Below are 26,910 nucleotides of genomic sequence, written 5' to 3'. Positions count from 1 at the left end.
GAACAGACATACGAAGAACATCGGGCGGGGACTCGTCCTCCATGACGGATTCGCTGACCTCACTCGGCCTGCCGGACGGTATCCGCGCCTGCCTGTTCGACCTCGACGGCGTCCTCACCAAGACGGCCGTCGTCCACACGGCCGCCTGGAAAGAAGCCTTCGACGCCTTCCTGCGCCACCGCGACGGGCCGGGTTTCACCCCCTTCGACCCGGTTTCCGACTACGACGAGTACGTGGACGGGCGCCCCCGCGCCGACGGCGTCCGCACCTTCCTCGCCTCCCGCGGCATCGAACTGCCGGAGGGCGGCCCCGACGACCCGCCCGACCGCGACACCGTGCACGGGCTGGGCAACCGCAAGAACGAACTGCTGCTGGACAAGCTCCGCGAGCAGGGCGCCGAGGCGTACGAAGGCTCCCGCCGCTACGTCCGGGCCGTCCGCGACCGCGGACTGGCCACCGCCGTCGTCTCCTCCAGCGCCAACTGCCGCGAAGTGCTCGCCTCGGTGAACATGGAGCGGCTGTTCGACGTACGGATCGACGGCATCGTGGCCGCCGAGCGCAAGCTGCCGGGCAAACCGCACCCGGACACCTTCCTGGAGGCGGCCAGGGAACTGGGCGTCACCGCCGCGCGGGCGGTCGTCTACGAGGACGCCCTCGCGGGCATGGACGCCGGGCGCGCCGGCCACTTCGGGTACGTCGTCGGCGTGGACCGGGTCGGCCAGGCCGAGGCGCTGCGCGAGCACGGTGCCGACGTCGTCGTGGAAGACCTCGCCGAGCTGCTGAAGGGGGACGGCACAGCATGATCACCCACTCCTCGTACGCCTGCGACCCCTGGTTGCTGCGCGAGACCGACCTGAACCTGGACGTGCTGCCGCAGAGCGAGTCCGTCTTCGCCCTGTCCAACGGGCACATCGGCTGGCGCGGCAACCTGGACGAGGGCGAGCCGCACGGCCTGCCCGGCACGTACCTCAACGGCGTCCACGAGCTGCGCCCGCTGCCGTACGCCGAGGCCGGCTACGGCTACCCCGAGTCCGGGCAGACCGTCATCAACGTCACCAACGGCAAGCTGATCCGGCTGCTGGTCAACGACGAACCGTTCGACCTGCGCTACGGGCGGCTGCGCTGCCACGAGCGGGTGCTGGACCTGCGCGCCGGGCTGCTGCGCCGCACCTGCGACTGGACCTCGCCGGCCGGCTGCACCGTACGGGTGACCTCCACCCGCCTGGTCTCCTTCACACAGCGGGCCGTCGCCGCCGTCGCCTACGAGGTGGAGCCTCTGGACTCCGAGGTCCGCGTCGTGGTGCAGTCCGAACTCGTCACCAACGAGCAGCTGCCCGAGGCCGGCGGCGACCCGCGGGTCTCCTCGGCGCTGCACAACCCGCTGGAGCCGGAGGAACACTTCTCCTCGGACGCGCGCCTGCGGCTGATCCACCGCACCCGCCGCAGCGGACTGCGGGTGGCGGCCGCCGCCGACCACATCGTCGAGGGACCCGAGGGCGCCACCCGTACCGACAGCGAGAGCGGTGACGACGTCGCGCGCTACACCGTCACCTCGCTGCTGAAGCAGGGCCAGCGGCTGCGCCTGGAGAAGTCGGTGTCGTACGGCTGGTCCGGCGCGCGTTCGCTGCCCGCCCTGCGGGACCAGGTGGACGCGGCGCTCGCCGGGGCCCGCAGCATCGGCTGGCAGGGGCTGGTCGACCAGCAGCGCGCGTACCTGGACGACTTCTGGGACCGCGCGGACGTCGAGGTGGACGGCGACGCCGAGATCCAGCAGGCCGTCCGGTTCGCGCTCTTCCACGTCCTCCAGGCAGGCGCGCGGGCCGAGCGGCGCGCCATCCCGGCCAAGGGCCTGACCGGGTCCGGTTACGACGGCCACACCTTCTGGGACAGCGAGACGTTCGTCCTGCCGATGCTCACGTACACCTCGCCCGCCGCCGTCGCCGAGGCGCTGCGCTGGCGGCAGGACACGATGCCCGCCGCCTGCGAACGGGCAGCCCAACTCGGCCTGCGGGGCGCGGCGTTCCCCTGGCGCACCATCGACGGCTCGGAGTGCTCGGCGTACTGGCCGGCCGGCACCGCCGCGTTCCACGTGAACGCCGACATCGCCGACGCGGTCGTACGCTACGTCCGCGCCACCGGCGACGAGGAGTTCGAGCGGGAGACCGCCGTACCGATCCTGGTGGAGACCGCCAGGCTGTGGCACTCGCTGGGCCACCACGACCACCACGGCACGTTCCACATCGACGGCGTCACCGGGCCCGACGAGTACAGCGCCGTCGCGGACGACAACGTTTACACCAACCTCATGGCCCAGGCGAACCTGCGGGCCGCCGCCGACGTGGTCGAACGCCACCCCCGGGAGGCCGAGGCGCTGGGCGCCGACGACGAGGAGAGCGCGTCGTGGCGGGACGCGGCGGAGGCGGTGGCCGTGCCGTACAACCGCAACCTGCGGGTGCACGAGCAGTCGGCGGGCTTCACCACCCACCAGACCTGGGACTTCGCCGGTACGCGCCCCGACCAGTACCCGCTGATGCTGCACTTCCCCTACTTCGACCTGTACCGCAAGCAGGTCGTCAAGCAGGCCGACCTGGTGCTCGCCCTGTACAAGCGCGGCGACTGCTTCGACGCGGACGAGAAGGCGCGCGACTTCGCCTACTACGAGCCGCTGACCGTACGCGACTCCTCCCTGTCCGCGTGCGTCCAGGCCGTCATGGCCGCCGAGGTCGGCCATCTGCGCCTGGCCTACGACTACTTGGGCGAAGCGGCGCTGATGGACCTCCAGGACCTGGAGAACAACACCCGCGACGGGCTGCACACCGCCTCGCTCGCCGGCACGTGGGTCGCCCTCGTCGCCGGCTTCGGCGGCATGCGGCACACCGGCCAGGCCCTGTCCTTCGCACCGCGCCTCCCCGAGAAGCTCAGCCGCCTGGCGTTCTCGGTACAGGTGCTGGGACGGCGGCTGCGGGTGGAGATCACCGGCCCGACGGTGACGTACACGCTGGTCGAAGGGGCGCCGCTGGAAATACGGCACTACGACGAACCGATCACCGTCTCCGACGAGAGCCCCCAGAAACGCGAGATCCCCGAACCGGCCGCCCGCCCCGAACCCACCCAGCCGCCGGGACGCCGCCCGATAAGGCGCCACTGAGCGCGCCGGCCCGCCGGGGAGCTACGGAATGTGCTCGGCGGTCTCCATGTCCTCACGGAACCGCTGCCGGAAGTCGCGCACGAAGGTCCGCAGGTAGCTCTCGCCGAGGGGCCCGCCCTCGCGCCCGGTGACGCCGTACGCCTCCAGGAGGTACCGGCCGAACTGCCGGGCGTCGGGGAAGTCGTTCTTCTCGGCGACGTACGCGCGGAAGGCGGCGTAGTATGCCTCGTCGCGCGGCACGTCGTCGGGGAGCCCGGCGGGGGCGGGCTCCGGGGCGGCCGGGGCCGGGGCGGTGCGCGGCTCCGGGATGGGCAGCGGCCCGGCCGTGCCCCCGAGCGGCCGCTTGCGGCCGGGAGCGACGGGCACGGTCAACCGGGCGTTGTCCGCGGGGTGTTCGGCGGCGGCTTCCTCGGGGACCGGCGGGCGGTCGGGGGCGGGCCGCCCCGCCGCCACCACCGGCGCCGCCTCGATCCCTGCCGCCGCCAGGCCCGCCGCGTCCGTCTGGGACAGCGGCACCCCGTACCGCGCCAGCCGCAGCGGCAGCAGCGCCTCGACCGGCGCCCGCCGCCGCCACGCCCGCCCGTACCGGGCCCGCAGCCGCGTCCGGTAGACCAGCCGGTCCCGCTCCAGCTTGATCACCTCGTCGTACGACCGCAGCTCCCACAGCTTCATCCGGCGCCACAGCCGGAACGTGGAGGGGAACGCCAGCAGCCAGCGGGCGAGCCGGACGCCCTCCATGTGCTTGTCGGCGGTGAGGTCGGCGAGCCGGCCGACGGCGTGCCGGGCGGCCTCGACGGCGACCACGAAGAGCACCGGGATCACCGCGTGCATACCGACGCCGAGCGGGTCGGGCCAGGCGGCCGCGCCGTCAAGCCGGGGCCGGGGAGGGCCGGGTGGCGGTTACTGGTTGGCCTTGCCGACCGCGGCGACGGCTTCCTTGGCGGCGGTTTCGGCGCCCTCCAGCAGGTCGCTGGGGTCGGGGGCGTCGGCGCCGGCCAGGCCGGCGCCGTTGTAGTTGACCGTGACCACGACGTTGGCGGTGCGGGCGATCACCACCTGGTTCTTGAAGACGTTGTCTTCCTTCTTCAGGTCATAGGTGATCCACGCCGACGCGTCGCCGTTGCCGTCGACCGTGCCGGTCTTGACGTTCTCGGCGCCCTGGGTGGCCTTGGCCGTGTCGATCTGCTTCTTGTAGAAGTCGGTGGCGCGCTTCTCGCCGGTGCCCACGGTCGGGTCGGAGTCGTAGCGCTGGAAGCCGACGTCCAGCCAGCGGTACTGGGTGCCGTCCACGCCCTTGTCCTCGGAGCTGTTCCAGGCGCAGTAGCCGCGGGCCATGGCGTCGGTGGACTTGCCCTGCTCGCCGTTCTCGTTCTTCGGTTTGGGCGCCAGCTTCTTGACCGTCTCCTTGGACAGGGCCTGGCAGGGGTTGGGCAGCTTCTTCATCTTGGCGGGCGTGACGCTGGGCGAGGCGCTGCCGCTGCCGGCGCTCTTGCCGGGCGAGGCGGACTTCGGGGCGCCGCCCTGGTCCTTCTTGCCGGAGTCGTCGGAGGAGCAGCCGGCGACGAGCATCACCGGTACGGCTGCGCAGGCGAGGAGGCTGGCGAGGCGCTTGGCTGAACGGTGCATGGTTCCTTCGCTGTTCGTCGTCGTTCGGCGCGTCGGTAGGACGCCGTCGGGTACCGCGTGCGGTACGTCCTTCGGGGCGCGCGGCGGCGTTGCCACGCGCGGGGCTCGGGGGCTCACGGTACGCGGCGGAGGACGGGCGGAGGGCGATTCGTGACGTTACTCGCCGGACAAACCGGACTATTCGTTGAAGTGGTCGGTCAGCTCCCGGGCCAGCGCCTGGGCCTTGTCCTGGAGGTCCTTGCTGTCCGGCAGCGCCGCCTTGTCGGTCGACCACTGGTCGTACGTGATGGTCACGATCACGTTCGAGGAGCGGAAGACGACCGTGACGTCCCGGTGTACTCCGCTGTCGGCGGTGATCAGCTTGTCGTTGAGGAAGGCGGCGTCGCCGAGGCCGTCCAGGACGCGCGGGGCGGTGCCGGCGCCGGGCGTGGCGCTCTGGTCGTCGCTCGGCGAGCCTGTGGGCGAGGCGGGGGAGCCCGAGGGGGCGGGGGAGGCCTTGCCGCCGTCCGTGCCCTTGCCGCCCTCTTTGTCGTCCGCCGCGCCGGAGCCGGCGTCGTCGGGCTTCTTGGCGGACGGCGGCGGGGACGAGGTGCCGGGTCCCGCGGGCAGCTTGGCGGCCAGCTCCTTCTTGGCGTAGACGCTCTGCGCCTTGTCGTCGTCGCTGACGGCGGGATCGTAGGAGACCACCCGCTCGAAGTCGAGGCTGAGGTGGCGGGTGCCTTCGGGGGCCTCGCGCTTCCAGCGGCAGCCGACGCGCCGGTCCGTGTCGTACGTGATGTCGGCGGTGCCCGCGTAGACCTTCTCCGCGTCCTGGGGCTGCTCCGTGCCGCTGGGCGGGAGCATCTTGCGCAGGGTGTTCTTGGCGGGGAGGCCGCAGGGCTCGGGGAGCGTCTTGTATTTGCCGGGCTCGGCGGACTGCGTCGTGGCGGCCGAGTCGCCGCTCTTGGTGTCGTCGGCGGTGCGGCCGGATCCGGAGCCCCCGGTGCAGGCGGTGAGGGCGGCGGCGAGCGTGGCCGCGGTCACCAGCGCGGCCCCCGGTACGAACGACCTTCGCTGCACCGTACCCGGCTCCTTCCGTGGGGAAATCTGGTTGCTGCGGCCTGACGGCAGATGAACACAATGTCTACCGCACGTTCTGCCGCACACGCCGGTTCCCTGTCCTTGATCAGGTCGCTTGTCCGGCTTTTGCTTTTTACGGATTTTCGGGGGAATGGGGAAGTCATGTCGTATACCGAGGTGCCCGGGGCCAAGGTTCCGATCCGGATGTGGGCGGACCCGTCCACGGTCGAGGGCGCGGCCATGCAGCAGCTGCGCAACGTCGCCACCCTGCCATGGATCAAGGGCCTGGCCGTGATGCCGGACGTGCACTACGGCAAGGGCGCGACGGTCGGCTCGGTGATCGCCATGCACGGGGCGGTCTGCCCGGCCGCCGTCGGTGTCGACATCGGCTGCGGGATGAGCGCCGTGAAGACCTCGCTCACCGCGAACGACCTCCCCGGCGACCTGTCCAGGCTCCGTTCCAAGATCGAGGAGGCCATCCCGGTCGGGCGGGCGATGCACGACGACCCGGTGGACCCGGGCCGGCTGCACGGCCTGCCGACGAGCGGCTGGGACGACTTCTGGACCCGCTTCGACGGCGTCGCGGAAGCGGTCAGGTTCCGGCAGGACCGGGCCGTGAAGCAGATGGGCTCGCTCGGCGGCGGCAACCACTTCATCGAGTTCTGCCTCGACGAGGCCGGCTCGGTCTGGCTGATGCTGCACTCCGGCTCCCGCAACATCGGCAAGGAGCTGGCCGACTTCCACATCGGCCAGGCGCAGAAGCTGCCGCACAACCAGGGGCTGGTCGACCGGGACCTCGCCGTCTTCGTCGCGGACACCCCGCAGATGGCGGCGTACCGCAACGACCTCTTCTGGGCCCAGGAGTACGCCAAGTACAACCGCGCGATCATGATGGCCCTCTTCCAGGACGTCGTCCGCAAGGAGTTCAAGAAGGCCAAGCCGGTGTTCGAGCCGGTGATCTCCTGCCACCACAACTACGTGGCGGAGGAGCGGTACGACGGCCTGGACCTGCTCGTGACGCGCAAGGGCGCCATCCGCGCCGGCAGCGGTGACTACGGCATCATCCCGGGCTCGATGGGCACCGGCTCGTACATCGTCAAGGGCCTCGGCAACGCCGCGTCCTTCAACTCGGCCTCGCACGGCGCCGGCCGGAAGATGAGCCGCAACGCCGCGAAGAAGCGCTTCTCCACGCGCGACCTGGAGGAGCAGACCCGGGGCGTGGAGTGCCGCAAGGACTCCGGCGTGGTGGACGAGATCCCGGGCGCGTACAAGCCCATCGAGAAGGTCATCGACCAGCAGCGGGACCTGGTGTCGGTGGTGGCCAAGCTCAAGCAGGTGGTGTGCGTGAAGGGCTGACCGCGCGCACTTTCGGGCCAGGGCCCCGGACCGGTGGGAACCGGCCCGGGGCCCTGGCGCCTCACAGGGTGATCAGTGCCCGTACGGGCCTGCTGGTGTCCGCCAGGGGGCGGACGGCCAGGCGTACGAGGGCCAGCGCGTTGTCGTCGCCCGCGGTGCGGTTGGTGCTCAGCTCACCGCAGGCCAGGCACTGGTGGACCAGCAGCCATTCGCCGTTCTGGCGGGTGGTCAGGCACAGTGCCCGCATCCGGCCGCCGCAGTCCGCCGCCCGGTCGCCCGGGACGCGGCGGTCCACGTGGCGGCTGGCCAGGCAGTGCGGGCAGTGGTTGCGGTGGGCGGTGCCCGGTGCGGCCAGGGGCACTTCCAGGCGGCAGCCCAGGCAGCGGAACGCGTCTCCGGGCGCGCCGCCGGGGCCGTGCAGGACGTCCTTGGGCCGCTGGGCGCGGCGCCGTCGGCCGGGGTTGCTGCGTCGTGGCATGTCGTCCCCCCGACCTACAGGTCGCCGAACGCTTCGAGCGGGAATGGCGGCTGGGCCAGCGGCCGGACCGCCATCCGCATCAGGATCAGCTGGTTGTCGTCGGGTGAGACGGGGTTGGAGGTCAGCTCGTCGCAGCGGGTGCACCGGTGGACGACCATCCAGTCGTTGGTGCGGAGCACCGCGATGGCGATGGGCGACATCCGCGACCGGCACGCGGAAGGGGCGTGCTCGACCGCGTCCCACACGTGCCGGGAGTGCAGGCAGCTGGGGCAGTGGTTGCGGCGGCTGCCGTCGGGGGCGAGCGTGGTGACGGTCAGACCGCACCGGACGCAGGTGAAGGTGTCGGTGCGGGGGAGCGGGCTGGAACTGCTGGAATCGTGGGAACTGCTGGAGCTGTTGGACAGCACTCGGGGACTCCTTGCCGGAAAGCGTGATGGATGGCAGCGGGAGCAGGCCGAGCGGCCTCGGTCGTACAGGCAGCGGACGGCGTCCGGTGAAAGGGAGGTTCAGCGGCGGGGTTCGTCCGCGCGGTGGTGAGGCGCGCTCAGCGCCGGCCGGGGCATAATCACTGCTTTCCAGGGCGGGGCCCGAGAGGTTCACGTGCGATGGCGTACAGCACGGTACGGGCGGGCGCCGGCGGTGCGCCAACGATTATTCGGGGCCGCGGGCTCCTACGGCTCCCGCCGGGCCGACCGCAGGAGCCGTTCGGCGAACCCGGCCACGAGGCCGCGGAGCTCGTCGGGCCGCTCGACGGCGAACGGCAGGTCCAGTGACGCGAGCACGGCGGGCAGCCAGTCGAGCCGTTCGGCGCGCAGCTCGACGCGGCACCAGTGCCCGGAGTCCGCGTCCGTGCCGCCGGCGGCCGGTGGCTCCGTCACGACGGCGAGTCCCGCGGGCAGCCGGGAGCGGATCCGCTCGGCCGTCCCCTGGACGCGCAGTGTCACCTCGTGCCGGTACGGGGCGGTGGCGAGGCCGGTCAGGACGCGTTCCGCCGGGCCGGGGCCCTCGGGCGGCGCGAACGAGCCGGGCAGGGGCCGCGCGTCGGTGATGCGGTCCAGCCGGAAAGTCCGGTCCTCGCCGATCGCGGGGTCCGCCCCCGTCACGTACCACCTGCCCGAGTGGGCGACGAGCCCGTACGGGTGCAGCGTGCGTTCGCTGCGCCGCCCGTCGGCGGCGGTGTACCGGACCGAGACCGGCCGGTGGTGGCGCACCGCGTCGGCGATCGGGAGCAGGACCGCGGCCTGCGGGGCGGCCGCTTCGCCGGACGGTGCCGTGAAGGCGAGGGAGCCGAGTACGGCGTCGAGCCGGCGGCCGAGCCGGGCCGGCAGCACCCGCCGGATCTTGGCGGTCGCCGTCTCGCCCGCCGTGCCCGCGGCCGTCGTCAGGCCGGTCCGCCGCCCCGCGACCAGGCCGAGCAGCACGGCCAGCGCCTCGTCGTCGCCCAGCATGAGCGGGGGCATGCGGTAGCCGGGGGCGAGCCGGTAGCCGCCGTAGCGGCCGCGTACCGACTCCACGGGCACGTCGAGGTCGACGAGGTGGCCGGCGTACCGGCGCACCGTGCGCTCGTCGACGCCGAGCCGGCCGGCGAGTTCGGCCACGGTCCTGACGTCTCCCACCTGGAGGAGCTCCAGCAGGGTGAGGACGCGCGCGAGGGGTCGGGTCATGGGAGCAAGTCTCCCGCTGATACCGGGCGGGTTCTGTCCGGTATTGCTCGTAGCGTCTGGCCGGCAGCCCCGACCGACCAGGAGAAAACCCGTGAACTTCGTCTCGATCCGCGTCATCACCGAGGACGTCGCCCGCCTCGTCGGCTTCTACGAGCGCGCCACCGGAGTGCGGGCGAGCTGGTCCACCGAGGACTTCGCCGAGCTGCGGACCGCCTCGGCCACCCTCGCGATCGGCAGCACCCGTACCGTCCCGCTGTTCGCGCCCGGCTCCGCCCGCCCGGCCGACAACCGCAGCGTCGTCCTGGAATTCCTCGTGGACGACGTCGACGGCGTGTACCGGAACCTGACCGGCTTCGTCACGGACTTCGTCAACGAGCCCACCACGATGCCCTGGGGCAACCGCGCGCTCCTGTTCCGCGACCCCGACGGCAACCTCGTCAACTTCTTCACCCCGGTCACCGCGGCCGCCGTCGGGAAGTTCGCGCGCTGACACGGTCCGCGCGCCGGCGGTCCCGGCCGCGGCGGACCGGCCCCGCCGCGGCCTCAGGAGGCCCGGTGCACCTTGGTGTTGGACGCCTGGGCGCGGGGGCGGACGACGAGGAGGTCGACGTTGACGTGGGCCGGGCGGGTGACGGCCCAGCCGATGGTGTCGGCGACGTCGTCGGCGGTGAGCGGCTCGGCGACGCCCTCGTACACCTTGGCCGCCTTGGCGGTGTCGCCGCGGAAGCGGGTGGTGGCGAACTCGTCCGTCCTGACCATGCCGGGCGCGATCTCGATGACGCGGACGGGCTCGCCGCACAGTTCCAGCCGGAGCGTCTCGGCGATGACGTGCGCGCCGTGCTTGGCGGCGACGTAGCCGCCGCCGCCCTCGTAGGTGCCGTGGCCCGCGGTCGAGGAGACGACCACGACCGTGCCGTCGCCCGAGGCGGTCAGGGCGGGCAGCAGGGCCTGGGTGACGTTGAGGACGCCGAGGACGTTGACCTCGTACATCGTGCGCCAGTCGGCCGGGTCGCCGGTGGCGACGGGGTCGGCGCCGAGAGCGCCGCCCGCGTTGTTGACCAGGACGTCCACGCAGTCGTGGCGCTCTCGGAGGTGGGCGGCGAAGGCGTCGACGGCCGTGCGGTCGGTGACGTCGAGGGGGTAGGCCTCGGCGTCGGGCAGTTCGGCGGCCAGTGCCGCTATGCGGTCCTTGCGGCGGGCCGCGAGCACCACGCGGTAGCCCTCGGCGGCCAGCCGGCGGGCGGTCGCGGCGCCGATGCCGCTGCTCGCTCCGGTGACGACGGCGGTACGGGCGGCGGGTACGGCGGTCATGAAGCGGCTCCTCGGGCGCGGCGGGCTTCGGGCTCGGTGGTACGTGTACGCAGGATATGCGGGTCAGCGGCCCCGGGGCGCGTACATGATCACGGCCATGCCGGCGAGGCAGACCAGCGCGCCCAGCACGTCCCAGCGGTCCGGGCGGTAGCCGTCCGCGACCATGCCCCAGGCCAGCGAGCCCGCGACGAAGACGCCGCCGTACGCGGCGAGGATGCGGCCGAAGTCGGCGTCGGGCTGGAGCGTGGCGACGAACCCGTACACGCCGAGGGCGAGCACCCCGGCGCCGATCCACACCCAGCCGCGGTGCTCGCGCACGCCCTGCCAGACGAGCCAGGCGCCGCCGATCTCGAACAGGGCGGCGAGGAGGAAGAGGGCGGCGGAGCGGACGGTGAGCATGTGACCAGCGTAGGGACGGATGCGGCGGGCGGGCCGGGTGTGGCGGTCCGGGGGCATTGTCAGTGCCGTGTGAGAGCTTCGAGACATGCTCATCGAACGCGCATACGTGGATTTCCCCGCCGAAGAGGCGGCGGAGGCCGGGGAGAGCTGGCCCTGGACGGTTCCCTGTGTGCGTCGGTTGGTCGCGGACGGGCTGAAATTCGGCGCACCGGTCACCTTTCTCGTGGGGGAGAACGGCTCCGGCAAGTCGACGCTGGCCGAAGCCCTGGCGGAGGGCTTCGGCCTCGATTCGTACGGCGGCGCGGCCGGTTACAAGTACGCGAGTTCGCGCGCGCCCTCCGTGCTCGGCAGCGCCATCCGCTTCGACCCGACGATGGCGGGCCGCCGGATGCTGCGCGGGCCGCGCACCCGCCGGCGCGGGTTCTTCCTGCGGGCCGAGACCGCGTTCGACGCGCTGGGCAGGGCGGGCCTGTCGGGCGTGCCGGAGGAGATGAGCCACGGCGAGGGCTTTCTGATGGCGTTCCGGGAGCGGTTCCACCAGCCGGGGCTGTACGTGATGGACGAGCCCGAGGCCGCCCTGTCCTTCTCCTCGTGCCTCGAACTGGCCGGGCTGATGCACGAGCTGAGCCGTACCGGCGCCCAGATCGTCTGTGCCACCCACTCGCCGCTGCTCACGGCGCTGCCCGGCGCGGAGATAATCGAGGTCGGTGAGCACGGCATGCGCTCGGTGGCCTGGGACGAGCTGGCCCTCGTCGACCACTGGCGCCGCTATCTCACCGACCCGCGGGCCTATTTGCGGCACGTCATCGGCTGACCGGCGGGCGGCGCCGTATACGTCCGGTGCGGTTGTCCGAAAGCGGGGATTGACGGGAAAGGCAGGCGCACAAACGGCCCCGGCCGAATGAACGGCGAACCACTGGCCAAAAATCGTACGGTGCGTCACATGCCCAGGCGGGCCCCCTTGTCATGGCGTAGGTGAGTCCCTAGATTCCCCTTTTAACCGGGGGCGACAGGCCGATCGGCGGGTGCGGGCGGCGCGGTAAACGCGCGGTTTTCCGTTGATCGGTACACAACCGGTGGACCACCTCGAATTCCCCGCGGCACTTCCGGCGTACGCGAAGTACCCGGTGCGCCCGGCGAATTCGCGGGCGGATTCGCCGGGCACCGCGCGGCGGCCGCACATTCTTCGGTGGCGGGCGGCGGTAACCGGGCAGCTGCGGGATCCGGTTTCGCCGCCAGGCCCGGCAAGCGTCCGTCCGCCCGGCCCGGGGACGGCCGGGTGCACAGGACGGCGTGGGCCCGTCCCCCGTTCATGGCCGGGGGACGGGCCCGCGCGGGCCGCACCGGGAGCGCACCCGCGCGGTGTTCACGCCGGGACGGCGCTCCGGCCGGTGGTGCCGCCTGCCCCCGTCCAGCGGGCGAGCGCGCCGCGCAGGGCCTCGGCGCGTACGTCCGGGTCGGCCGCGTCGGTGGCCCAGGCGATGTAACCGTCGGGCCGCACGAGGAGCGCGGTCCGCCGGTCGCTGTCCCACGCGGCCCGTACGAGCCGCGGACCGGTGCCGTCCGTGCCCGCCGCGGCAGCCTCGTCCGCCGGTGTGACGAGCACGAACCCGCCGCCGCGCAGTGCCTCGTGGAGGCGGGTGCCGCCGGCCAGCCGGAGGTCGGGAGCGCGCTTGCCCGCGAGCGGGTGGGCGCCGCGCCCGGCCTCGTACGCGATGCCCACGCCGCTGATCATCATCATCGCCCGGTCCGCGAGCGGCGGCACCGAGTTCAGCAGCCGGGCGAGCGTCGCGCGCAGCGCCCGCTGCGGCCTGCTGCGCAGCTGCGCCAGCCGGATGACGGCACCGCTGCTGCGCAGCACCATCTTGCCGACCGGGTGGCGTTCGGCGTGGTAGCTGTCCAGCAGGCTGTCGTCCGCGTCGCCGCGCACCACCGCGGCCAGCTTCCAGCCGAGGTTGGCGGCGTCCTGGAGCCCGGTGTTCATGCCCTGGCCGCCGGCCGGGGAGTGGACGTGCGCGGCGTCGCCGGCGAGGAAGGCGCGGCCGACGCGGTACCGGGGGACCTGGCGCTCGTCGCTGTGGAAGCGGGACGTCCAGCGGACGTCGCCCAGGCCGTAGTCGCTGCCGAGCGCGAGGCGCATGTACTCGCGGATCTCGTCGGGCTCGACGGGGGTGTCCTCGGGGACCCGGCGGCGCTGGTCCCAGCCGATGACGCGGTACCAGCCGTCGCCGAAGTTGCTGACGAGCGCGAAGGCGTCGTCGGTGGCGTTGGCGACGAGCGGGACGGCGGGCCGCTCGGCGAGCCGTACGTCGGCGAGCACGACGGAGTCCACCACGGTCCGGCCGGGGAAGGGCAGGCCGAGGGCCTGGCGGACGGTGCTGCGCACGCCGTCCGTGCCGACGAGGTAGGCCGCGCGGTACGTCGTGGCGGCCCCGTCCTCCTCCTGTACGTGGACGTCGACGCCGTCGGCGTCCTGGTCCAGGCCGGTCACGCGGGCTCCGTAGCGGAAGGTGACGCCGGCCTTCTGCGCGCGCCGCTCCAGCAGCGCTTCGACCTCGTACTGCGGGGTGATCAGCACGAACGGGAAGCGGGAAGGCAGCCGGGCGGGCTTCATGTCGGCGGCGGCGAAGAGCCGGAGGCTCGCCAGCGGGTGGCCGGTCGCGACGAGTTCGTCGGCGAGGCCGCGGGCGTCGAGCTGTTCGAGGCTGCGGGCGTGCACGGCCATCGCCCGGGTGAGGTTGCTGATCCCGGGGGCGCGGCGCTCCAGCAGTGTGACGCGCAGGCCGGCGACGGCGAGGTCGCCGGCGAGCAGCAGTCCGGTGGGGCCGGCGCCGACGACGATGACGTCGGTGCTCGCGCCGGTGTGCGGGGAGTCCTGGTCGTGAGTGGTGCCGGGCTTGCGGGTCATGGCCGCCTCCAATGCCAACGCACGTTGGTCAACGCTTGTTGGCAACGATAGGCCCGGCGTCCTGGCGAGTCAACGGGTGTTGGCCTACAGTCGTGGGCATGGCCGATACCGTCCCCTCCGAGCCGCAGGACCGCCCCCGCCGCTCCGACGCCACCCGCGCCGCGATCCTCGGCGCCGCCCGCGACCGCTTCGCCGCCGACGGCTACGAGCGCGCCACCATCCGCGCCATCGCCCGCGACGCGGGCATCGACCCGTCGATGGTCATGCGCTACTACGGCAACAAGGCGGGCCTGTTCGCGGCCGCCTCCGAGATCGACCTGCGGCTGCCGGACCTGACGGCCGTGCCGCGCGAACAGCTCGGCGAGCAGCTCGTACGGCACTTCCTCGACCGCTGGGAGCGCGACGAGGTGCTGACCGGGATGGTGCGCGTCGCCGTCACCAACGAAGCCGGCGCCGAGCGGCTGCGCGGCGTCTTCGCCGAGCAGATCAAACCGGCGCTCGCCGCGGTCTGCCCGGTCCCGGAAGAGACCGCGTCCCGCGCGGCACTGATCGGCTCCCAGTTGGTCGGCATGGGCCTGCTGCGCTACATCCTGTTCCTGCCGCCCGCCGTCAGCCTCCCCCGCGAAGAGGTCGTCGCCTGGCTGGCCCCCACCGTCCAGCGCTACCTGACCGCCGACCACCCGTAACGGCGAGGCACCTGGGCGATCTCCCGGACGCGGCCGCCCCACCGTGCCTACGGTGAGGGCCGTACCAGCGATGGAACGGGAAGGAGACCCATGCCCCGGCACACTTCCGTGACGCCGCCCTCACCCCAGGCGCTCGTCGAGCTGTACGGGCTGGAACCGCTGCCCAGGGAAGGCGGGCGCTACCGGCGGACCTGGGCGGGCCCCGAGCGCGCCGACGGACGGCCTGAAGGCTCCGCGATCGTCGTACTGCTCACCGCCGAGCCCGGCGACTACAGCGCGCTGCACCGCCTGCCCACCGACGAGGTCTGGCACTTCTACCTCGGCGACCCGCTCACGCTCCTCCTCCTGGAACCGGACGGCGGCTCTCGCACGGTCGTCCTCGGCCCGGACGTCCTGGACGGCCAGCACATCCAGTTCACGGTGCCCGCCGGTACGTGGATGGCCGCCGAAGTCGCCGACGGCGGTGCCTGGTCGCTGTTCGGCTGCACCATGGCGCCGGGCTTCACCTTCGACGGGTACGAGCACGGGGACGCCGCCGCGCTGGCCGCGCGCTACCCCCGGGAGGCGGCGCGGATCACCGCGCTGAGCCGCCCGTGAGCGCGCCCGCCGGCGGCCCCGAGCTGCCGTCCCTCGCCGGCCAGGTGGCCCTGGTGACCGGTGCGGGCGGCTGCCTCGGCACCGGCATCGCGCTGCGCTTCGCCGCCGCGGGCGCCGCCGTCGTCGTCCACTACCGTACGAACGCCGCCGCCGCCCACGCGCTCGTCGCGCGCATCGAGGAACAGGGAGGCGGCGCGCTGGCGGTGAGCGCCGACCTGTCGGCCGAGGAGGAGTGCCACCGGCTGGTTCGTACGGCGGCGGACTGGCGCGGCCGGCTCACCGCCCTGGTCAACTGCGCGGGCGTGCAGCCCGACCAGGACCTGGCGTCCATGACCGTCGCCGACTGGCGGGCGGTCAACGACACCAACGTCCTGAGCACCTTCGCCTGTACGCAGGCCGCCGCCGCGGTGATGCGGGAGCGCGGCGGCGGGTCGGTCACCCACATCGCCTCCATCCAGGCACACCAGCCCGCCGAGGACCACGCGCACTACTGCGCTTCCAAGGCGGCCGTCGTGATGCACGCCCGCTCGGCGGCGCTGGAGTACGGACCCGACGGCATCCGCGTCAACAGCGTCTCGCCCGGACTGGTCGACCGCGAAGGGCTGGCGGAGGCGTGGCCCGACGGCGTGCGCCGCTACCGCAGGGCCGCCCCGGCCGGACGGCTCGGCCGCCCCGAGGACATCGGCGACGCGTGCGTCTTCCTCGCCTCGCCCATGGCCTCCTGGGTGACGGGCCAGGACCTGGTGGTGGACGGCGGGGTGTCGGCCCGGCCCACCTGGTGAACGCCTACTTGCCGCCCCCGGCCGACCGGCCCGCGCGCGGCCCGCGCTCCCTGCGGTAGCGCCGGTCGTAGCGGTCCTGGCGGATGCGGCGCTCCCGGTAGGCGCGGTACTCCGGGTCGTACCGCAGGTAGCCCCGGTGGTAGTGCACGGTGAGGTAGACCAGGACGGCCGAGGCCACCCACCACAGCGGGCTCGCGAACCCGGCGATGACCGTGAGCACGATCGAGACGAGAAGCAACGGGAACACTGCGTACCTCCCCAAGTCACGCGGTGGTCGAGGCGCCCGGTCCCGGGCACCTGTCAGGCCACGGCCTGCGGGCCGGCGGCCGCGGTGTCGGTTGCGGTGTCCAGGCCGGGGAAGACCGGCAGCAGCCGGTTCAGCCCGCTGTCCCGCAGCGCCGCGAGGACGGCGGGACTCGGCTGGACGAGTCTGAGGTCGCCCCCCTGGGAGCGGGCGCGCCGGGCAGCGGCGACGAGCGGTCCGAGGGCGAGCGCGCAGCAGGCGGTGACGCCGGACAGGTCGACGATCAGCAGGCTGCCGGGTGCGCGGGACAGCCGGCGCAGCCGTTCACGCAGGACCGGCAGGGTGGCGAGGTCGATCCTGCCGCGCACGATGAGCACCGCGAAATCCGTCTGGGCATCCTCTGCACAGGGCTGCCCGTCCGGCACGGGCCGCGGTGGCACGATCGGTGCGGGAGACTCCGACGGCGCGTACTGGGCACGGTGGCGGGCCTGGGACGCCCGCGAGCCCACGGCTCCGGCGCGCGGAATGTCGAGCGAGATTCCGGGTTCTGCCATCACAACGCGCCTCCTCGGAGCGGAACGGAACTCCGCGCTGCCGGGGACTCGGGCTGCGTCCTCCAGCGTAGCCCCGGCCGCGTGGCCCGAACAGCGTGCGCACCGGGTCGAGCTGTCGCGGGGTCACCCGCCCCCCGCTGGCGCCTCCTTGCCCATCAGCAGCCGTACCCCGGTCCGGTCGGCTGCGTGCAGACCGCCGTCGAGGCAGTGCACGACCACCCACTCGCCGGTCTCCCGGTGCAGCCCGGCGAACACGGAGGCGTCCCGGGTCCCGCCGTTGTGCCAGGTCAGCGGCCCGTCCTGACGCCAGGTCAGGGCCGGCCGGCCCAACACCCCGTCGGCCAGCAGCCCGCGGACCAGCGCCGCGACGGCGGGCGGCGTCGCCCAGTAGCCCCCGGCGGGCAGGATCGCGCCGTCCATCGTCCACGCGGGCCGCGGCCGGCCCCACCGGCCGGTGCCGGTCAGCCGCCGGTCCCCGGGTGGCCGGGCGGTCATCTCCTCGATGCCCAGCGGTTCGAGCACCCGGCGCCGTACGAGCTGCTCGTACGGCTCGCCGGCGGCCGCGACCAGTGCGGCGCCCAGGACGGCGTAGCCGAGGTTGGAGTACTCCTCGGACGCGCCGGGCGCCGCGGTGGCGAGCGTGTCGAGCCGGCTCACGAGGGAGCGCAGCGCCCCCGCGTCGAAGCGGCGGTACGGGTCCCGGCGCGGCAGGGGCACCGGGGGCAGCCTGGGCAGGCCCGACGTGTGGTCCGCCAGGTGGCGCAGGGTGATGCCGGTGCCGGGGGGTGCGTCGAGCCAGCGCTCCACCGGGTCGTCCGGTGCCAGCACGCCGTCGGCCGCCAGGCGGTCCAGTGCCGTGCCGGTGAGCACCTTGGTCAGCGAGCCGATCTCGGCGTAGGCGTCGGTCCGGTGGCCGTGCGTCAGCCGGGGTGGGGCGGAGGAGGACAGGATCGCGGTGCGGGTGCGCGGTCGTAAGGGCATCCGGGCACGCTACTGGAGCCCGCGCCGGCGGCCTGCCGGCCGCGGGTGCCGGCAGGCCCGTACGGGGAGAGTGCGCGGATCAGGGCCACACCAGGCAGTACGCCTGGTGCCCGGCCTCGTGCAGCCGGTGGGAGAAGTCCTGCCACTCGTGCAGCAGCTGGTAGACGGTGAAGGCGTCGCGGGGGCCGCCGCGGTCGGGGACCGTGGACCAGATGAAGGCCGCCGCGCCCACCGACTCCTCGCCGACGCCGCGCAGCGGGTCGACGACCGTCATGGGCAGCTTCACGACGGCGTAGTCGGGATGCAGCACGACCAGCTCCAGCGGGGGGACCTTGTGCAGCGGTATGCCCTCTATGCCGGTGAGGACCATCGCGGCCATCGTCTCCGGCTTGATCTTCGTGAACATGCCGCCCATGCCGAGCTCGTCGCCGCCGAGCTCCTCGGGCCGCATCGAGATCGGCACGCGCGCCGCCGTGGCACCGTTCGGCGCGCCGAAGTACTTGTACGTCACCCCCATGCGGCCGCCTCTGCTTCCCCCGCCCTTGGTCTCCTCGCGCCGGTGGCGGCCCCGCTGGTCGCGCTCAGGACCCCGGTCATCGGTGCCCTCGCCCAGTCCGCCACCGCGATGCATATCTCCACCCGACCACTCGCAGCCCCAGCCGCGCAACCCGATCATCGTCTCAGAGACCTCCCCCGTCACCGGCGCGCGAAACGCCCGGCCGCGCGCCCCCGTGCGCCTCTGAGACCATTGCTTGCGTGACTTACTCGTACGTTGCCCCAGTTTTGCAGACTCGCGGGGTCTGACACCTGGACGAGAGCGGAGGGTTTTCCGTTCCGCGCTCCGCCCGGGTGCCGCCGCCGGCCGTCGCCCCTTCCTACGTTTGTGCAGGTCAGGATCACAGTGCCTTTTCCCTATGAAGCCCCAGTTTCGCAGACGCTCTTCGACCGCGCGGCCGTTGTGACGCCGGGCGGGGTGAACTCTCCCGTGCGCGCGTTCGGCGCCGTGGGAGGTTCGCCCCGGTTCATGGTGTCCGGTACCGGTCCGTACCTCACCGACGCCGACGGTCGCGAGTACGTCGACCTCGTGTGCTCGTGGGGCCCGATGATTCTCGGACACGCCCACCCCGAGGTACTCGCCGCCGTACAGGAGGCCGTCGCCCGCGGCACCTCCTTCGGCACGCCCGGCGAGGGCGAGGTGGAGCTGGCCGAGCAGATCGTGGACCGCATCGACCCCGTCGAGCAGGTGCGGCTGGTCTCCTCCGGCACCGAGGCGACCATGTCCGCCATCCGGCTGGCGCGCGGCTTCACCGGCCGCGCCAAGGTCGTGAAGTTCGCCGGCTGCTACCACGGGCACGTGGACGCGCTGCTGGCCGCGGCCGGCTCCGGTGTGGCGACCTTCGGGCTGCCGGACACGCCCGGCGTCACCGGCGCCCAGGCCGGCGACACGATCGTGCTGCCGTACAACGACATCGAGGCCGTACGGGCCGCCTTCGCGGCGCACCCCGGCGAGATCGCCTGTGTGATCACCGAGGCGTCGCCCGGCAACATGGGCGTCGTCCCGCCGCTGCCCGGCTTCAACCAGGGCCTGAAGGACGTGTGTGCCGAGAACGGCGCGCTCTACATCTCCGACGAGGTCATGACCGGCTTCCGGGTCAGCCGCACCGGCTGGTACGGCATCGACGGCGTCCGGCCCGACCTGATGACCTTCGGCAAGGTCATGGGCGGCGGCTTCCCGGCCGCGGCCTTCGGCGGGCGCGCCGACGTGATGGCGCACCTCGCGCCGGCCGGCCCGGTCTACCAGGCGGGCACCCTGTCCGGTAACCCGGTCGCCACGGCCGCGGGCGTCGCGCAGCTCCGGCTGCTGGACGAGGCGGCGTACGAGAAGGTCGACGCGGTCTCGGCCGAGGTGCGCTCGCTGGTCACCGACGCCTTCACGAAGGCGGGCGTCGCACACCGCCTCCAGGTCGCGGGCAACATGTTCTCGGTCTTCTTCACCGACCGGGACGTGACCGACTACGACAGTGCCAAGTCGCAGGAGGCGTTCCGCTTCACCGCCTTCTTCCACTCGATGCTCTCCCAGGGCGTGTACCTGCCGCCGTCCGCCTTCGAGTCGTGGTTCGTCTCGACGACGCACGACGAGCGGGCGGTCGAGCGGATCGCCGCGGCCCTGCCGTCGGCCGCGCGGGCCGCCGCCGAAGCGACCGCGTGAGCCGGACGGACGGCCGGGCGGACCGGAAGATGGGTGACATGAGCAGCGAAGACATCACCGTCGTACACCTGATGCGGCACGGCGAGGTGCACAACCCCGAGGGTGTGCTGTACGGGCGGCGGCCCGGCTACCACCTCTCCGAGCTGGGCCGGAGCATGGCCGACCGGGTCGCGGAGCACCTGGCGGGCCGGGACGTCACGCACGTCGTGGCCTCCCCGCTGGAGCGGGCGCAGGAGACCGCGACGCCGATCGCCAAGGCGCACGGCCTCGACCTGGCCACCGACGAGCGGCTGATAGAGGCGGCGAACGTCTTCGAGGGCAAGACGTTCGGGGTCGGCGACGGCGCGCTGAAGAAGCCGGGCAACTGGAAGTACCTGACCAACCCGTTCCGGCCGTCGTGGGGCGAGCCGTACCTGGAGCAGGTCGTACGGATGATGGCGGCGCTGGGCGCCGCGCGCGACGCGGCCCGGGGGCACGAGGCGGTGGCGGTCAGCCACCAGCTGCCGATCTGGGTCGTGCGCAGCTTCGCCGAGCGGCGGCGGCTGTGGCACGACCCGCGCAAGCGGCAGTGCACCCTGGCCTCCCTGACCTCGTTCACCTTCCGCGGCGACAAGATCGTTTCGGTGGGCTACAGCGAGCCGGCGCTCGATCTGGTGCCGGCGCACCTGCGGGCGGGCGCCAAGCCGCAGGCGGGGAAATCCAAGGCCTTCGGAGCGTGACGCCGGACCGGCTTTTCGCATCATGTGGTGTGAGGGATGCGAGAGGCCGGTGTGACGTGAGGTCACCAGCGAGTAAAATAATCAATTTGCGCCAATAACCCGGAACCTCCGTGTTCGAAAAACCCTCTTACGCAATGTCCGTTTATACGGATATTGAGTGTGACGAGTACGGATGGGGACGACGGTATGAGCGCGATCAGTCGGCGGAACCTGCTGGGCATGGGGGTGGGTGCGGCCGCGGCGCTCGGCGTCGCCGGCTGCTCCACCGCCGGCTCGGGGTCCGGCTCCGGCCAGGACAAGAACGCCGTACAGGCGAAGGCCAAGCCGATCGGCGACGGCTCCACGGCCGACGCGGGGCCGCAGCCCCACCAGCCGGAGAAGCCGCGCCGCCTGGAGCCCGGCGAGACCCCGCCGCAGTTCGTGATCTTCTCGTGGGACGGTGCGGGCGAGGTCGGCAACGGCCTCTTCCCGCGCTTCCGCAAGCTGGCCAAGGACCACAACGCGGCCATGACCTTCTTCCTCTCCGGGCTGTACTGCCTCCCGGAGTCGAAAAAGCACCTCTACCGCCCGCCGAACAACAAGGTCGGCGCCTCCGACATCGGCTACCTCTCCGACGAGCACATCAAGGCCACCTTGAAGAACGTCCGGGAGGCGTGGCTGGAGGGCCACGAGATCGGCACGCACTTCAACGGGCATTTCTGCGGCGAGGCCCGTACCTCGGTCAAGCACTGGACCCCGGCCCAGTGGCAGTCCGAAATCGACCAGGCCATGGACTTCGTCACGAAGTGGCGTACGAACACCGGGTTCACCGACCTGGACCCGCTGCCCTTCGACTACAAGAAGGAACTGGTCGGCGGCCGTACGCCGTGCCTGCTCGGCCAGGACAACCTGCTGCCGACCGCCAAGAAGCTGGGCTGGCGCTACGACGCCAGCTCGCCGGGCGGCCTGCAGATGTGGCCCAAGAAGAAGCTGGGCCTGTGGGACTTCCCGCTCCAGCAGATACCTTTCCCCGGCCACCGGTTCGAGGTCCTGTCCATGGACTACAACATCCTCGCCAACCAGTCGAAGAACTCCACGAAGGGCCCGCCGGCCAACTACCCGGGCTGGCGCAAGGAAGCCACCGGCGCCTACATCAAGGGCTTCGAGCGCGCCTACGAGACCAACCGCGCGCCCCTGTTCGTCGGCAACCACTTCGAGCAGTGGAACGGCGGGATCTACATGGACGCCGTCGAGGAAGCGCTCAAGCACATCGCCGACGAGAAGCGCAAGGACGTGCGCCTGGTCTCCTTCCGCCAGTTCACCGACTGGCTGGACGCCCAGGACCCCAAGGTCGTGGCCAAGCTCCAGGGCCTGCGGGTCGGGCAGAAGCCGGCCGGCGGCTGGAAGACCTTCCTGTCAGCCGCCTGACGTGCCCTGACATGGCCGGTACCGGCCGGTCGAGGGGGGCGCGGAAGATCCGTAACAGTCTCATGCGAAACTTTTCACATGAGTGCCTGCCGCGTCCCCCGCCGACTCGCCAGTAGTCGCCGCACCACCCTGCTCGCCGCAGGGGCCGCGCTCGCCGCGCTGACGCTGAGCGCCTGTGGCGAGGGCACCTCGGGCGGCTCCGAACAGACCCAGTTCGTCCAGGGCGAGGGCGGCGTCGCCACGGTCGCGAAGAAGGACCGCAAGCCCGTCCCCGCCCTCTCCGGCGAAACCACCCGCGGCGAGAAGCTGGACGTCGCCGCCTACAAGGGCAAGGTCGTCGTCCTCAACGTCTGGGGATCGTGGTGCGGCCCGTGCATCGCCGAGGCCGCCAACTTCGCCAAGGTCGCGAACGAGACCAAGGCCAAGGGCGTCCAGTTCGTCGGCATCAACACCCGCGACTCGCAGCAGTCGCAGGCGGTCAGCTTCGAGGACCAGCACAAGATGCCGTACCCGAGCCTGTTCGACCCGACCGGCAAGCTGATGCTGCGCTTCCCCAAGGGCAGCCTCAACCCCCAGTCCATCCCCTCCACCATCGCCGTGGACCGCGAGGGGAAGATCGCGGCCCGCTCGATCGGCCCGCTCGGCGAGGACGAGCTGCGCAAGATGGTGCAGCCGCTGATCGACGAGAAGTGATCACATGATCGCGCTCGCCGCCGCCACCGGACCCGCCTCCGCCATCACCTCGGGCGCGCTGCTGCTCGCCGTGCCCGTCGCCCTCCTCGGCGGCCTGGTCTCCTTCTTCTCGCCCTGCGTGCTGCCGCTCGTCCCCGGCTACATGTCCTACGTCACCGGCGTGACCGGCACCGACCTCGCCGACGCCAAGCGCGGCCGGATGTTCGCCGGCGCCGGCCTCTTCGTCCTCGGCTTCACCGCCGTCTTCGTCTCCGGCGGCGCCCTCTTCGGGTTCTTCGGCAGCAAGCTCCAGGAACACCAGGCCCTGCTCAACAGGGTCCTCGGCGTCCTGCTGGTCCTGCTCGGCCTGGCCTTCGCCGGCGTCCTGAAGAACTTCGGCCAGCGCGAGCTGCGCTTCCACAAGAAGCCCGCCATGGGCCTGGCCGGCGCGCCGGTGCTCGGCGTGCTCTTCGGCGTCGGCTGGACGCCGTGCCTGGGCCCGACGCTCACCGCGGTCAGCTCGCTCGCCATCGACCAGGCCAACGCCGGGCGCGGCGCCCTGCTGACCGTGGCCTACTGTCTGGGACTGGGCCTGCCGTTCATCTTCGTCGCGCTCGCCTTCCGCAAGGCGCTCGGCGCCTTCGGCTGGGTCAAACGCCACTACGTGTGGGTGATGCGGCTCGGTGGCGGCATGATGGTCGCGCTCGGCGTCCTGCTCCTCACCGGCGTATGGACCGACATGATGTCCGGTCTGCAGAGCTGGACCAGCAGCTTCACCCCAGGGATCTGATTGATGTCCACCCATACCGACACCCACCGCGACGCCGACGACGCCGAAGTCGGCGCGGCGGGCTCCCAGCTCTCCACCACGCCCCAGGAGGAGATCTCCTTCCCCTCCCTGGGGCCCGTGGGCTGGGCCAGGTGGTTCTGGCGGCAGCTGACCTCGATGCGGGTCGCGCTGATCCTGCTGTTCCTGCTCTCGCTCGGCGCCATCCCCGGCTCGCTGGTGCCGCAGACCAGCATCGACCCGACCAAGGTCGACCAGTTCCGCAGCGACCACCCGACGCTGGCGCCCGTCTACGACAAGCTGGGCCTGTTCCACGTCTACAGCTCGGTGTGGTTCTCCGCGATCTACCTGCTGCTGTTCATCTCGCTGATCGGCTGCATCGTGCCGCGCTCGTGGCAGTTCGTCGGCCAGCTGCGCGGCCGCCCGCCGGGCGCCCCGCGCCGGCTGACCCGGCTGCCCGCGTACACCACGTGGCGTACGGACCGGGACCCCGACGAGGTGCTCGGCGCCGCCCGGCGCCTGCTGAAGAAGCGCCGCTTCCGCGCCCACACGGTCGGTGACGCGGTCGCCGCCGAGAAGGGCTACCTGCGCGAGGCCGGCAACCTCGTCTTCCACATCTCCCTGATCGTGATCCTGGTGGCGGTCGCCGTCGGCAGCCTGTGGAAGTCCGAGGGCGGCAAGCTGGTCGTCGAGGGCGACGGCTTCGCCAACAGCCTCACCCAGTACGACAACTTCAAGTCGGGCGCCTTCTACGACACCGACGACCTCGAACCCTTCGGCTTCTCTCTCAAGAGCTTCGACGCGTCCTACGAACGCAGCGGCCCCCAGATGGGCACCCCGCGCGAGTTCCGCGCCAACATCTCGTACTTCCAGGGCGCGGACGGCAAGGAACACCAGGGCAAGATCGAGGTGAACCACCCGCTGGAGATCGCGGACTCCAAGGTCTTCCTGCTCTCCCACGGGTACGCGCCGGTCGTCGAGGTCACCGACGGCCGCGGCAAGAAGGTCTACAGCGGCGCCGTGCCGTTCCTGCCGCAGGACATGAAGAACTACACCTCCACCGGTGTGATCAAGGTGCCCAACGCGCAGACCGAGGACGGCAAGCGCAACCAGCTCGGCTTCTCGGGCTTCTTCGTGCCGACGTTCGGCGGCGAGGGCTCGGGCTCGATGTTCTCCCAGTTCCCCGCACTGGACAATCCGCGCCTCACGCTCACCGCCTACCACGGCGACCTCGGCACGGACTCCGGGCTGCCGCAGAGCGTGTACCAGCTGCAGAAGAAGAACCTCAAGCAGTACAAGCAGGGCGGCAAGGCCGTCGCCCAGATGATGCGGGCCGGCGAGACGATGAAGCTGCCGGGCGGCGACGGCAGCATCAAGTTCGTCGGCGTCAAGCAGTGGGCCACCTTCCAGGTCACCCACCAGCCCGGCAACGGCCTCGCGCTGATCGGCGCGATCGCCGTGCTGCTGGGCCTGGCCGGCTCGCTGTTCATCCAGCGCCGCCGGGTGTGGGTACGGGCCGTCCGCGCCGACGACGGCACCACCGTCGTCGAGCTGGCGGGCCTGGGCCGCAGCGAGTCCGCCCGCCTGCCGGAGGAACTGGCGGACCTCGCGGAGGCGCTGGGACCGGACGCGCCGCAGACCGCCGGTCCTTCCCCCACCCCCGACCCCGCCCCCGCCGGGCCCGAAGACGTGGCGAAGCCTTCCGACTCCGCCGATCCTGCCGATCCCTCCGAAGGAGCGCGCGCGTGAATCTCGCTGCCGCAGCCACCAACGAGAACCTGGCCAGTATCAGCAACGTGCTGATCTACTCGGCCATGGCCGTCTACACCCTCGCCTTCCTCGCACACCTCGCCGAGTGGGCCTTCGGCAGCCGCAGCAAGGTCGGCCGCACCGCCGCGGCCCTGACCGCCACGGTGCCCGCCCCCGCCAAGGCGGCGGGCGAGGCGGCCGCGCAGGGCGGCGGCACCGCCGTACTGGAGCGCCCCAAGGTCGTCACGCGCGCGGCGGCCGGCAGCCGGGACGTCCCGGACGGCCCGGGCGCCGCGGGCGGTACGGAGAAGGGCGACCTCTACGGCCGGGTCGCCATCTCGCTGACCACCCTCGCCTTCCTGATCCACTTCGGCGGGGTGCTGACCCGAGGCCTGTCCGTGCAGCGTGCCCCCTGGGGCAACATGTACGAGTTCTCCACGACCTTCGGCATGGTCGCGGTAGCCGCGTACCTCGTCCTTCTCGCCCTGAAGAAGAACGTCCGCTGGATCGGCCTGCTGCTGACCGCCACCGTCCTGCTGGACCTGGGCGTGGCCGTCACCTGGCTCTACACCGACAGCTCCCAGCTGGTCCCGGCGCTGCACTCGTACTGGCTGTGGATCCACGTCAGCTGCGCGATCATCTCCGGCGCCTTCCTGTACCTCGGCGCCGTCTCCACGCTGCTCTACCTCTTCCGCGACCGCTACGAGAGCAAGCTGGCCGACCCGTCCGGCAAGCAGCCCGGCGCCTTCGCCACCTCGGTGATGGAGCGGCTGCCCGCGGCGGCCAGCCTGGACAAGTTCTCCTACCGGGTGAACGCCTCGATCTTCCCGCTGTGGACCTTCACGATCATCGCGGGCGCCGTCTGGGCCGGCGAGGCGTGGGGCCGCTACTGGGGCTGGGACTCCAAGGAGATCTGGTCCTTTGTCACCTGGGTCGCCTACGCCGCCTACCTGCACTCCCGCGCGACCGTGGGCTGGAAGGGCCGCAAGGCCGCCTACCTGGGCCTGTTCGCCTTCCTGACGTACATCTTCAACTACTACGTCGTGAACTACTTCTTCTCCGGCCTGCACTCCTACGCCGGAGTCTGACCCGGCAGGCCCCTACGGCGCTGCCGTTTCCGCCTACGCGGCGGCCGGGCAGTAGGGGCGCTCCTCGGGGAGCAGGGCGGTCGCGGCGGCCAGGTCGCCGCGGGTGACCAGGGCGTGGATCTCGTGGGCCAGCGGGGTGACGTCGCGGATGGCGACCGTCCACTCGTCGGCGTAGCGGCGGGAGGCCTCGCCGGCCAGGCCGAGCTGGAGCGAGCGGTACGGCAGCGGGTTGAGGCGCAGGTCCCGTTCGGGGTCCCACTGGACGCGTGCGGGCGACTCGCGCAGCTGCCGCTTCCAGGCGTCGCGGTCGGCGTGGACGGCGGGGTCGTAGTGGGACAGGCAGGCGTACGCCTGGTAGACGGTGACGGTCGTACCGGTGTGGGCGGCCCGGATGCGGCGCAGCGGTTCGGGGTGGGCGGCGGATCGGTTCAGCTGGGTGTTCTCGCTGTTCATGGGCCGTCAGTCTGTGCGAGCGGCGGCGTGTGC

Annotated in this window: 28 protein-coding genes and 1 pseudogene; 15 read left to right on the top strand and 14 right to left on the bottom strand. The window is 72.2% G+C overall.

Annotated features, from left to right (window positions below; genetic code table 11):
* The first annotated feature begins 41 nt into the window (after window positions 1-41).
* A complete protein-coding gene (locus ACH4K4_RS21230) occupies window positions 42-803 on the top strand; it encodes an HAD family hydrolase (protein WP_398169146.1) in 762 nt (253 codons plus the stop codon).
* Window positions 800-3,148 carry a glycoside hydrolase family 65 protein gene (locus tag ACH4K4_RS21225; protein ID WP_398169145.1) on the top strand — a complete coding sequence of 783 codons (2,349 nt, stop codon included), beginning with the start codon at window positions 800-802 and terminating at the stop codon, window positions 3,146-3,148. The genes ACH4K4_RS21230 and ACH4K4_RS21225 overlap by 4 nt, the downstream gene beginning before the upstream one ends.
* A 21-nt stretch (window positions 3,149-3,169) precedes the next feature.
* Here ACH4K4_RS21225 and ACH4K4_RS21220 read toward each other — a convergent pair.
* The 3 genes and pseudogenes from ACH4K4_RS21220 to ACH4K4_RS21210 all read right to left on the bottom strand — a co-directional run.
* Window positions 3,170-3,994, bottom strand: a pseudogene (locus ACH4K4_RS21220) (DUF2637 domain-containing protein); the annotation flags it as partial.
* A gap of 54 nt (window positions 3,995-4,048) precedes the next feature.
* Window positions 4,049-4,774, bottom strand: a complete 726-nt coding sequence (locus ACH4K4_RS21215; protein ID WP_398169143.1) for a DUF3558 family protein — start codon at window positions 4,772-4,774, stop codon at window positions 4,049-4,051.
* 177 nt (window positions 4,775-4,951) lie between these two features.
* Entirely contained in the window at window positions 4,952-5,833 is an 882-nt protein-coding gene (locus tag ACH4K4_RS21210) for a hypothetical protein (RefSeq protein WP_398169142.1), read from the bottom strand.
* Between the two features lie 162 nt (window positions 5,834-5,995).
* On the opposite strand from ACH4K4_RS21210, the gene ACH4K4_RS21205 reads away from it, so the two are divergent.
* Window positions 5,996-7,189: an RtcB family protein gene (locus tag ACH4K4_RS21205; protein ID WP_398169140.1), complete on the top strand. Its 1,194-nt coding sequence runs from the start codon at window positions 5,996-5,998 to the stop codon at window positions 7,187-7,189.
* A 61-nt stretch (window positions 7,190-7,250) separates the two neighbouring features.
* On the opposite strand, the gene ACH4K4_RS21200 is transcribed toward ACH4K4_RS21205, so the two are convergent.
* The 3 genes from ACH4K4_RS21200 to ACH4K4_RS21190 form a co-directional block, all read right to left on the bottom strand.
* The gene (locus ACH4K4_RS21200) at window positions 7,251-7,667 is read right to left on the bottom strand and encodes an RNHCP domain-containing protein (RefSeq protein WP_398169139.1); all 417 of its coding nucleotides are present in this window, start codon (window positions 7,665-7,667) and stop codon (window positions 7,251-7,253) included.
* A 14-nt stretch (window positions 7,668-7,681) separates the two neighbouring features.
* Window positions 7,682-8,074: an RNHCP domain-containing protein gene (locus tag ACH4K4_RS21195; RefSeq protein WP_398169137.1), complete on the bottom strand. Its 393-nt coding sequence runs from the start codon at window positions 8,072-8,074 to the stop codon at window positions 7,682-7,684.
* Between the two features lie 264 nt (window positions 8,075-8,338).
* A complete protein-coding gene (locus ACH4K4_RS21190) occupies window positions 8,339-9,331 on the bottom strand; it encodes a helix-turn-helix transcriptional regulator (protein ID WP_398169136.1) in 993 nt (330 codons plus the stop codon).
* Between the two features lie 91 nt (window positions 9,332-9,422).
* On the opposite strand from ACH4K4_RS21190, the gene ACH4K4_RS21185 reads away from it, so the two are divergent.
* Window positions 9,423-9,821, top strand: a complete 399-nt coding sequence (locus ACH4K4_RS21185) for a VOC family protein (RefSeq protein WP_398169134.1) — start codon at window positions 9,423-9,425, stop codon at window positions 9,819-9,821.
* Between the two features lie 53 nt (window positions 9,822-9,874).
* Here ACH4K4_RS21185 and ACH4K4_RS21180 read toward each other — a convergent pair whose 3' ends face one another.
* The gene (locus ACH4K4_RS21180; RefSeq protein WP_398169132.1) at window positions 9,875-10,642 is read right to left on the bottom strand and encodes an SDR family NAD(P)-dependent oxidoreductase; all 768 of its coding nucleotides are present in this window, start codon (window positions 10,640-10,642) and stop codon (window positions 9,875-9,877) included.
* A 63-nt stretch (window positions 10,643-10,705) separates the two neighbouring features.
* The gene (locus ACH4K4_RS21175) at window positions 10,706-11,041 is read right to left on the bottom strand and encodes a YnfA family protein (protein ID WP_398169130.1); all 336 of its coding nucleotides are present in this window, start codon (window positions 11,039-11,041) and stop codon (window positions 10,706-10,708) included.
* 85 nt (window positions 11,042-11,126) lie between these two features.
* Here ACH4K4_RS21175 and ACH4K4_RS21170 point away from each other — a divergent pair, with 85 nt between their 5' ends.
* Complete coding sequence (locus ACH4K4_RS21170) at window positions 11,127-11,855, top strand: AAA family ATPase (protein ID WP_398169128.1); 729 nt, start codon at window positions 11,127-11,129, stop codon at window positions 11,853-11,855.
* Window positions 11,856-12,407: 552 nt separating this feature from the next.
* On the opposite strand, the gene ACH4K4_RS21165 is transcribed toward ACH4K4_RS21170, so the two are convergent.
* A complete protein-coding gene (locus ACH4K4_RS21165; protein WP_398169126.1) occupies window positions 12,408-13,949 on the bottom strand; it encodes an FAD-dependent monooxygenase in 1,542 nt (513 codons plus the stop codon).
* A gap of 98 nt (window positions 13,950-14,047) precedes the next feature.
* Between ACH4K4_RS21165 and ACH4K4_RS21160 the strand changes: the two genes are divergently transcribed.
* The 3 genes from ACH4K4_RS21160 (at window position 14,048) to ACH4K4_RS21150 (ending at window position 16,014) form a co-directional block, all read left to right on the top strand.
* Entirely contained in the window at window positions 14,048-14,635 is a 588-nt protein-coding gene (locus ACH4K4_RS21160; RefSeq protein ID WP_398169125.1) for a TetR family transcriptional regulator, read from the top strand.
* A 90-nt stretch (window positions 14,636-14,725) separates the two neighbouring features.
* A complete protein-coding gene (locus ACH4K4_RS21155; protein WP_398169123.1) occupies window positions 14,726-15,232 on the top strand; it encodes a cupin domain-containing protein in 507 nt (168 codons plus the stop codon).
* Window positions 15,229-16,014, top strand: coding sequence for an SDR family NAD(P)-dependent oxidoreductase (locus ACH4K4_RS21150; RefSeq protein ID WP_398169121.1), 786 nt, complete (start codon window positions 15,229-15,231; stop codon window positions 16,012-16,014). Before ACH4K4_RS21155 ends, ACH4K4_RS21150 begins: the two co-directional genes overlap by 4 nt.
* Before the next feature lie 4 nt (window positions 16,015-16,018).
* Here ACH4K4_RS21150 and ACH4K4_RS21145 read toward each other — a convergent pair whose 3' ends face one another.
* The 4 genes from ACH4K4_RS21145 to ACH4K4_RS21130 all read right to left on the bottom strand — a co-directional run bounded on the left by ACH4K4_RS21145 (window position 16,019) and on the right by ACH4K4_RS21130 (window position 18,424).
* Window positions 16,019-16,261 carry a hypothetical protein gene (locus ACH4K4_RS21145; RefSeq protein WP_398169120.1) on the bottom strand — a complete coding sequence of 81 codons (243 nt, stop codon included), beginning with the start codon at window positions 16,259-16,261 and terminating at the stop codon, window positions 16,019-16,021.
* Window positions 16,262-16,314: 53 nt separating this feature from the next.
* A complete protein-coding gene (locus ACH4K4_RS21140; protein ID WP_398169118.1) occupies window positions 16,315-16,812 on the bottom strand; it encodes an STAS domain-containing protein in 498 nt (165 codons plus the stop codon).
* A 123-nt stretch (window positions 16,813-16,935) separates the two neighbouring features.
* Window positions 16,936-17,793 (bottom strand): serine hydrolase domain-containing protein, encoded by an 858-nt coding sequence (locus ACH4K4_RS21135; RefSeq protein WP_398169117.1) that lies wholly within the window; start codon window positions 17,791-17,793, stop codon window positions 16,936-16,938.
* A gap of 79 nt (window positions 17,794-17,872) precedes the next feature.
* Window positions 17,873-18,424 carry a hypothetical protein gene (locus ACH4K4_RS21130; RefSeq protein WP_398169217.1) on the bottom strand — a complete coding sequence of 184 codons (552 nt, stop codon included), beginning with the start codon at window positions 18,422-18,424 and terminating at the stop codon, window positions 17,873-17,875.
* Between the two features lie 270 nt (window positions 18,425-18,694).
* Between ACH4K4_RS21130 and hemL the strand changes: the two genes are divergently transcribed.
* From hemL to ccsB, 7 genes are all read left to right on the top strand, one after another.
* Window positions 18,695-20,002: a glutamate-1-semialdehyde 2,1-aminomutase gene (gene hemL / locus ACH4K4_RS21125; protein ID WP_398169115.1), complete on the top strand. Its 1,308-nt coding sequence runs from the start codon at window positions 18,695-18,697 to the stop codon at window positions 20,000-20,002.
* Window positions 20,003-20,040: 38 nt separating this feature from the next.
* Entirely contained in the window at window positions 20,041-20,721 is a 681-nt protein-coding gene (locus ACH4K4_RS21120) for a histidine phosphatase family protein (protein WP_398169113.1), read from the top strand.
* Between the two features lie 186 nt (window positions 20,722-20,907).
* Complete coding sequence (locus ACH4K4_RS21115) at window positions 20,908-22,128, top strand: hypothetical protein (RefSeq protein ID WP_398169112.1); 1,221 nt, start codon at window positions 20,908-20,910, stop codon at window positions 22,126-22,128.
* Between the two features lie 78 nt (window positions 22,129-22,206).
* Window positions 22,207-22,821, top strand: coding sequence for a TlpA family protein disulfide reductase (locus tag ACH4K4_RS21110; RefSeq protein ID WP_398169111.1), 615 nt, complete (start codon window positions 22,207-22,209; stop codon window positions 22,819-22,821).
* Between the two features lie 4 nt (window positions 22,822-22,825).
* The gene (locus ACH4K4_RS21105; RefSeq protein ID WP_398169110.1) at window positions 22,826-23,590 is read left to right on the top strand and encodes a cytochrome c biogenesis CcdA family protein; all 765 of its coding nucleotides are present in this window, start codon (window positions 22,826-22,828) and stop codon (window positions 23,588-23,590) included.
* A gap of 3 nt (window positions 23,591-23,593) precedes the next feature.
* Window positions 23,594-25,336, top strand: coding sequence for a cytochrome c biogenesis protein ResB (locus ACH4K4_RS21100; protein ID WP_398169109.1), 1,743 nt, complete (start codon window positions 23,594-23,596; stop codon window positions 25,334-25,336).
* The gene (gene ccsB, locus ACH4K4_RS21095) at window positions 25,333-26,424 is read left to right on the top strand and encodes a c-type cytochrome biogenesis protein CcsB (RefSeq protein ID WP_398169107.1); all 1,092 of its coding nucleotides are present in this window, start codon (window positions 25,333-25,335) and stop codon (window positions 26,422-26,424) included. The genes ACH4K4_RS21100 and ccsB overlap by 4 nt, the downstream gene beginning before the upstream one ends.
* A 33-nt stretch (window positions 26,425-26,457) precedes the next feature.
* On the opposite strand, the gene ACH4K4_RS21090 is transcribed toward ccsB, so the two are convergent.
* Complete coding sequence (locus ACH4K4_RS21090; protein ID WP_398169106.1) at window positions 26,458-26,877, bottom strand: DUF4291 family protein; 420 nt, start codon at window positions 26,875-26,877, stop codon at window positions 26,458-26,460.
* Window positions 26,878-26,910 lie beyond the last annotated feature (33 nt).

The sequence above is a fragment of the Streptomyces sp. NPDC017529 genome (assembly GCF_044329785.1).
Lineage (GTDB): Bacteria > Actinomycetota > Actinomycetes > Streptomycetales > Streptomycetaceae > Streptomyces.
Note: the sequence above shows the minus strand (reverse complement) of the source record. Positions and strands in the feature narration are given on the sequence as shown.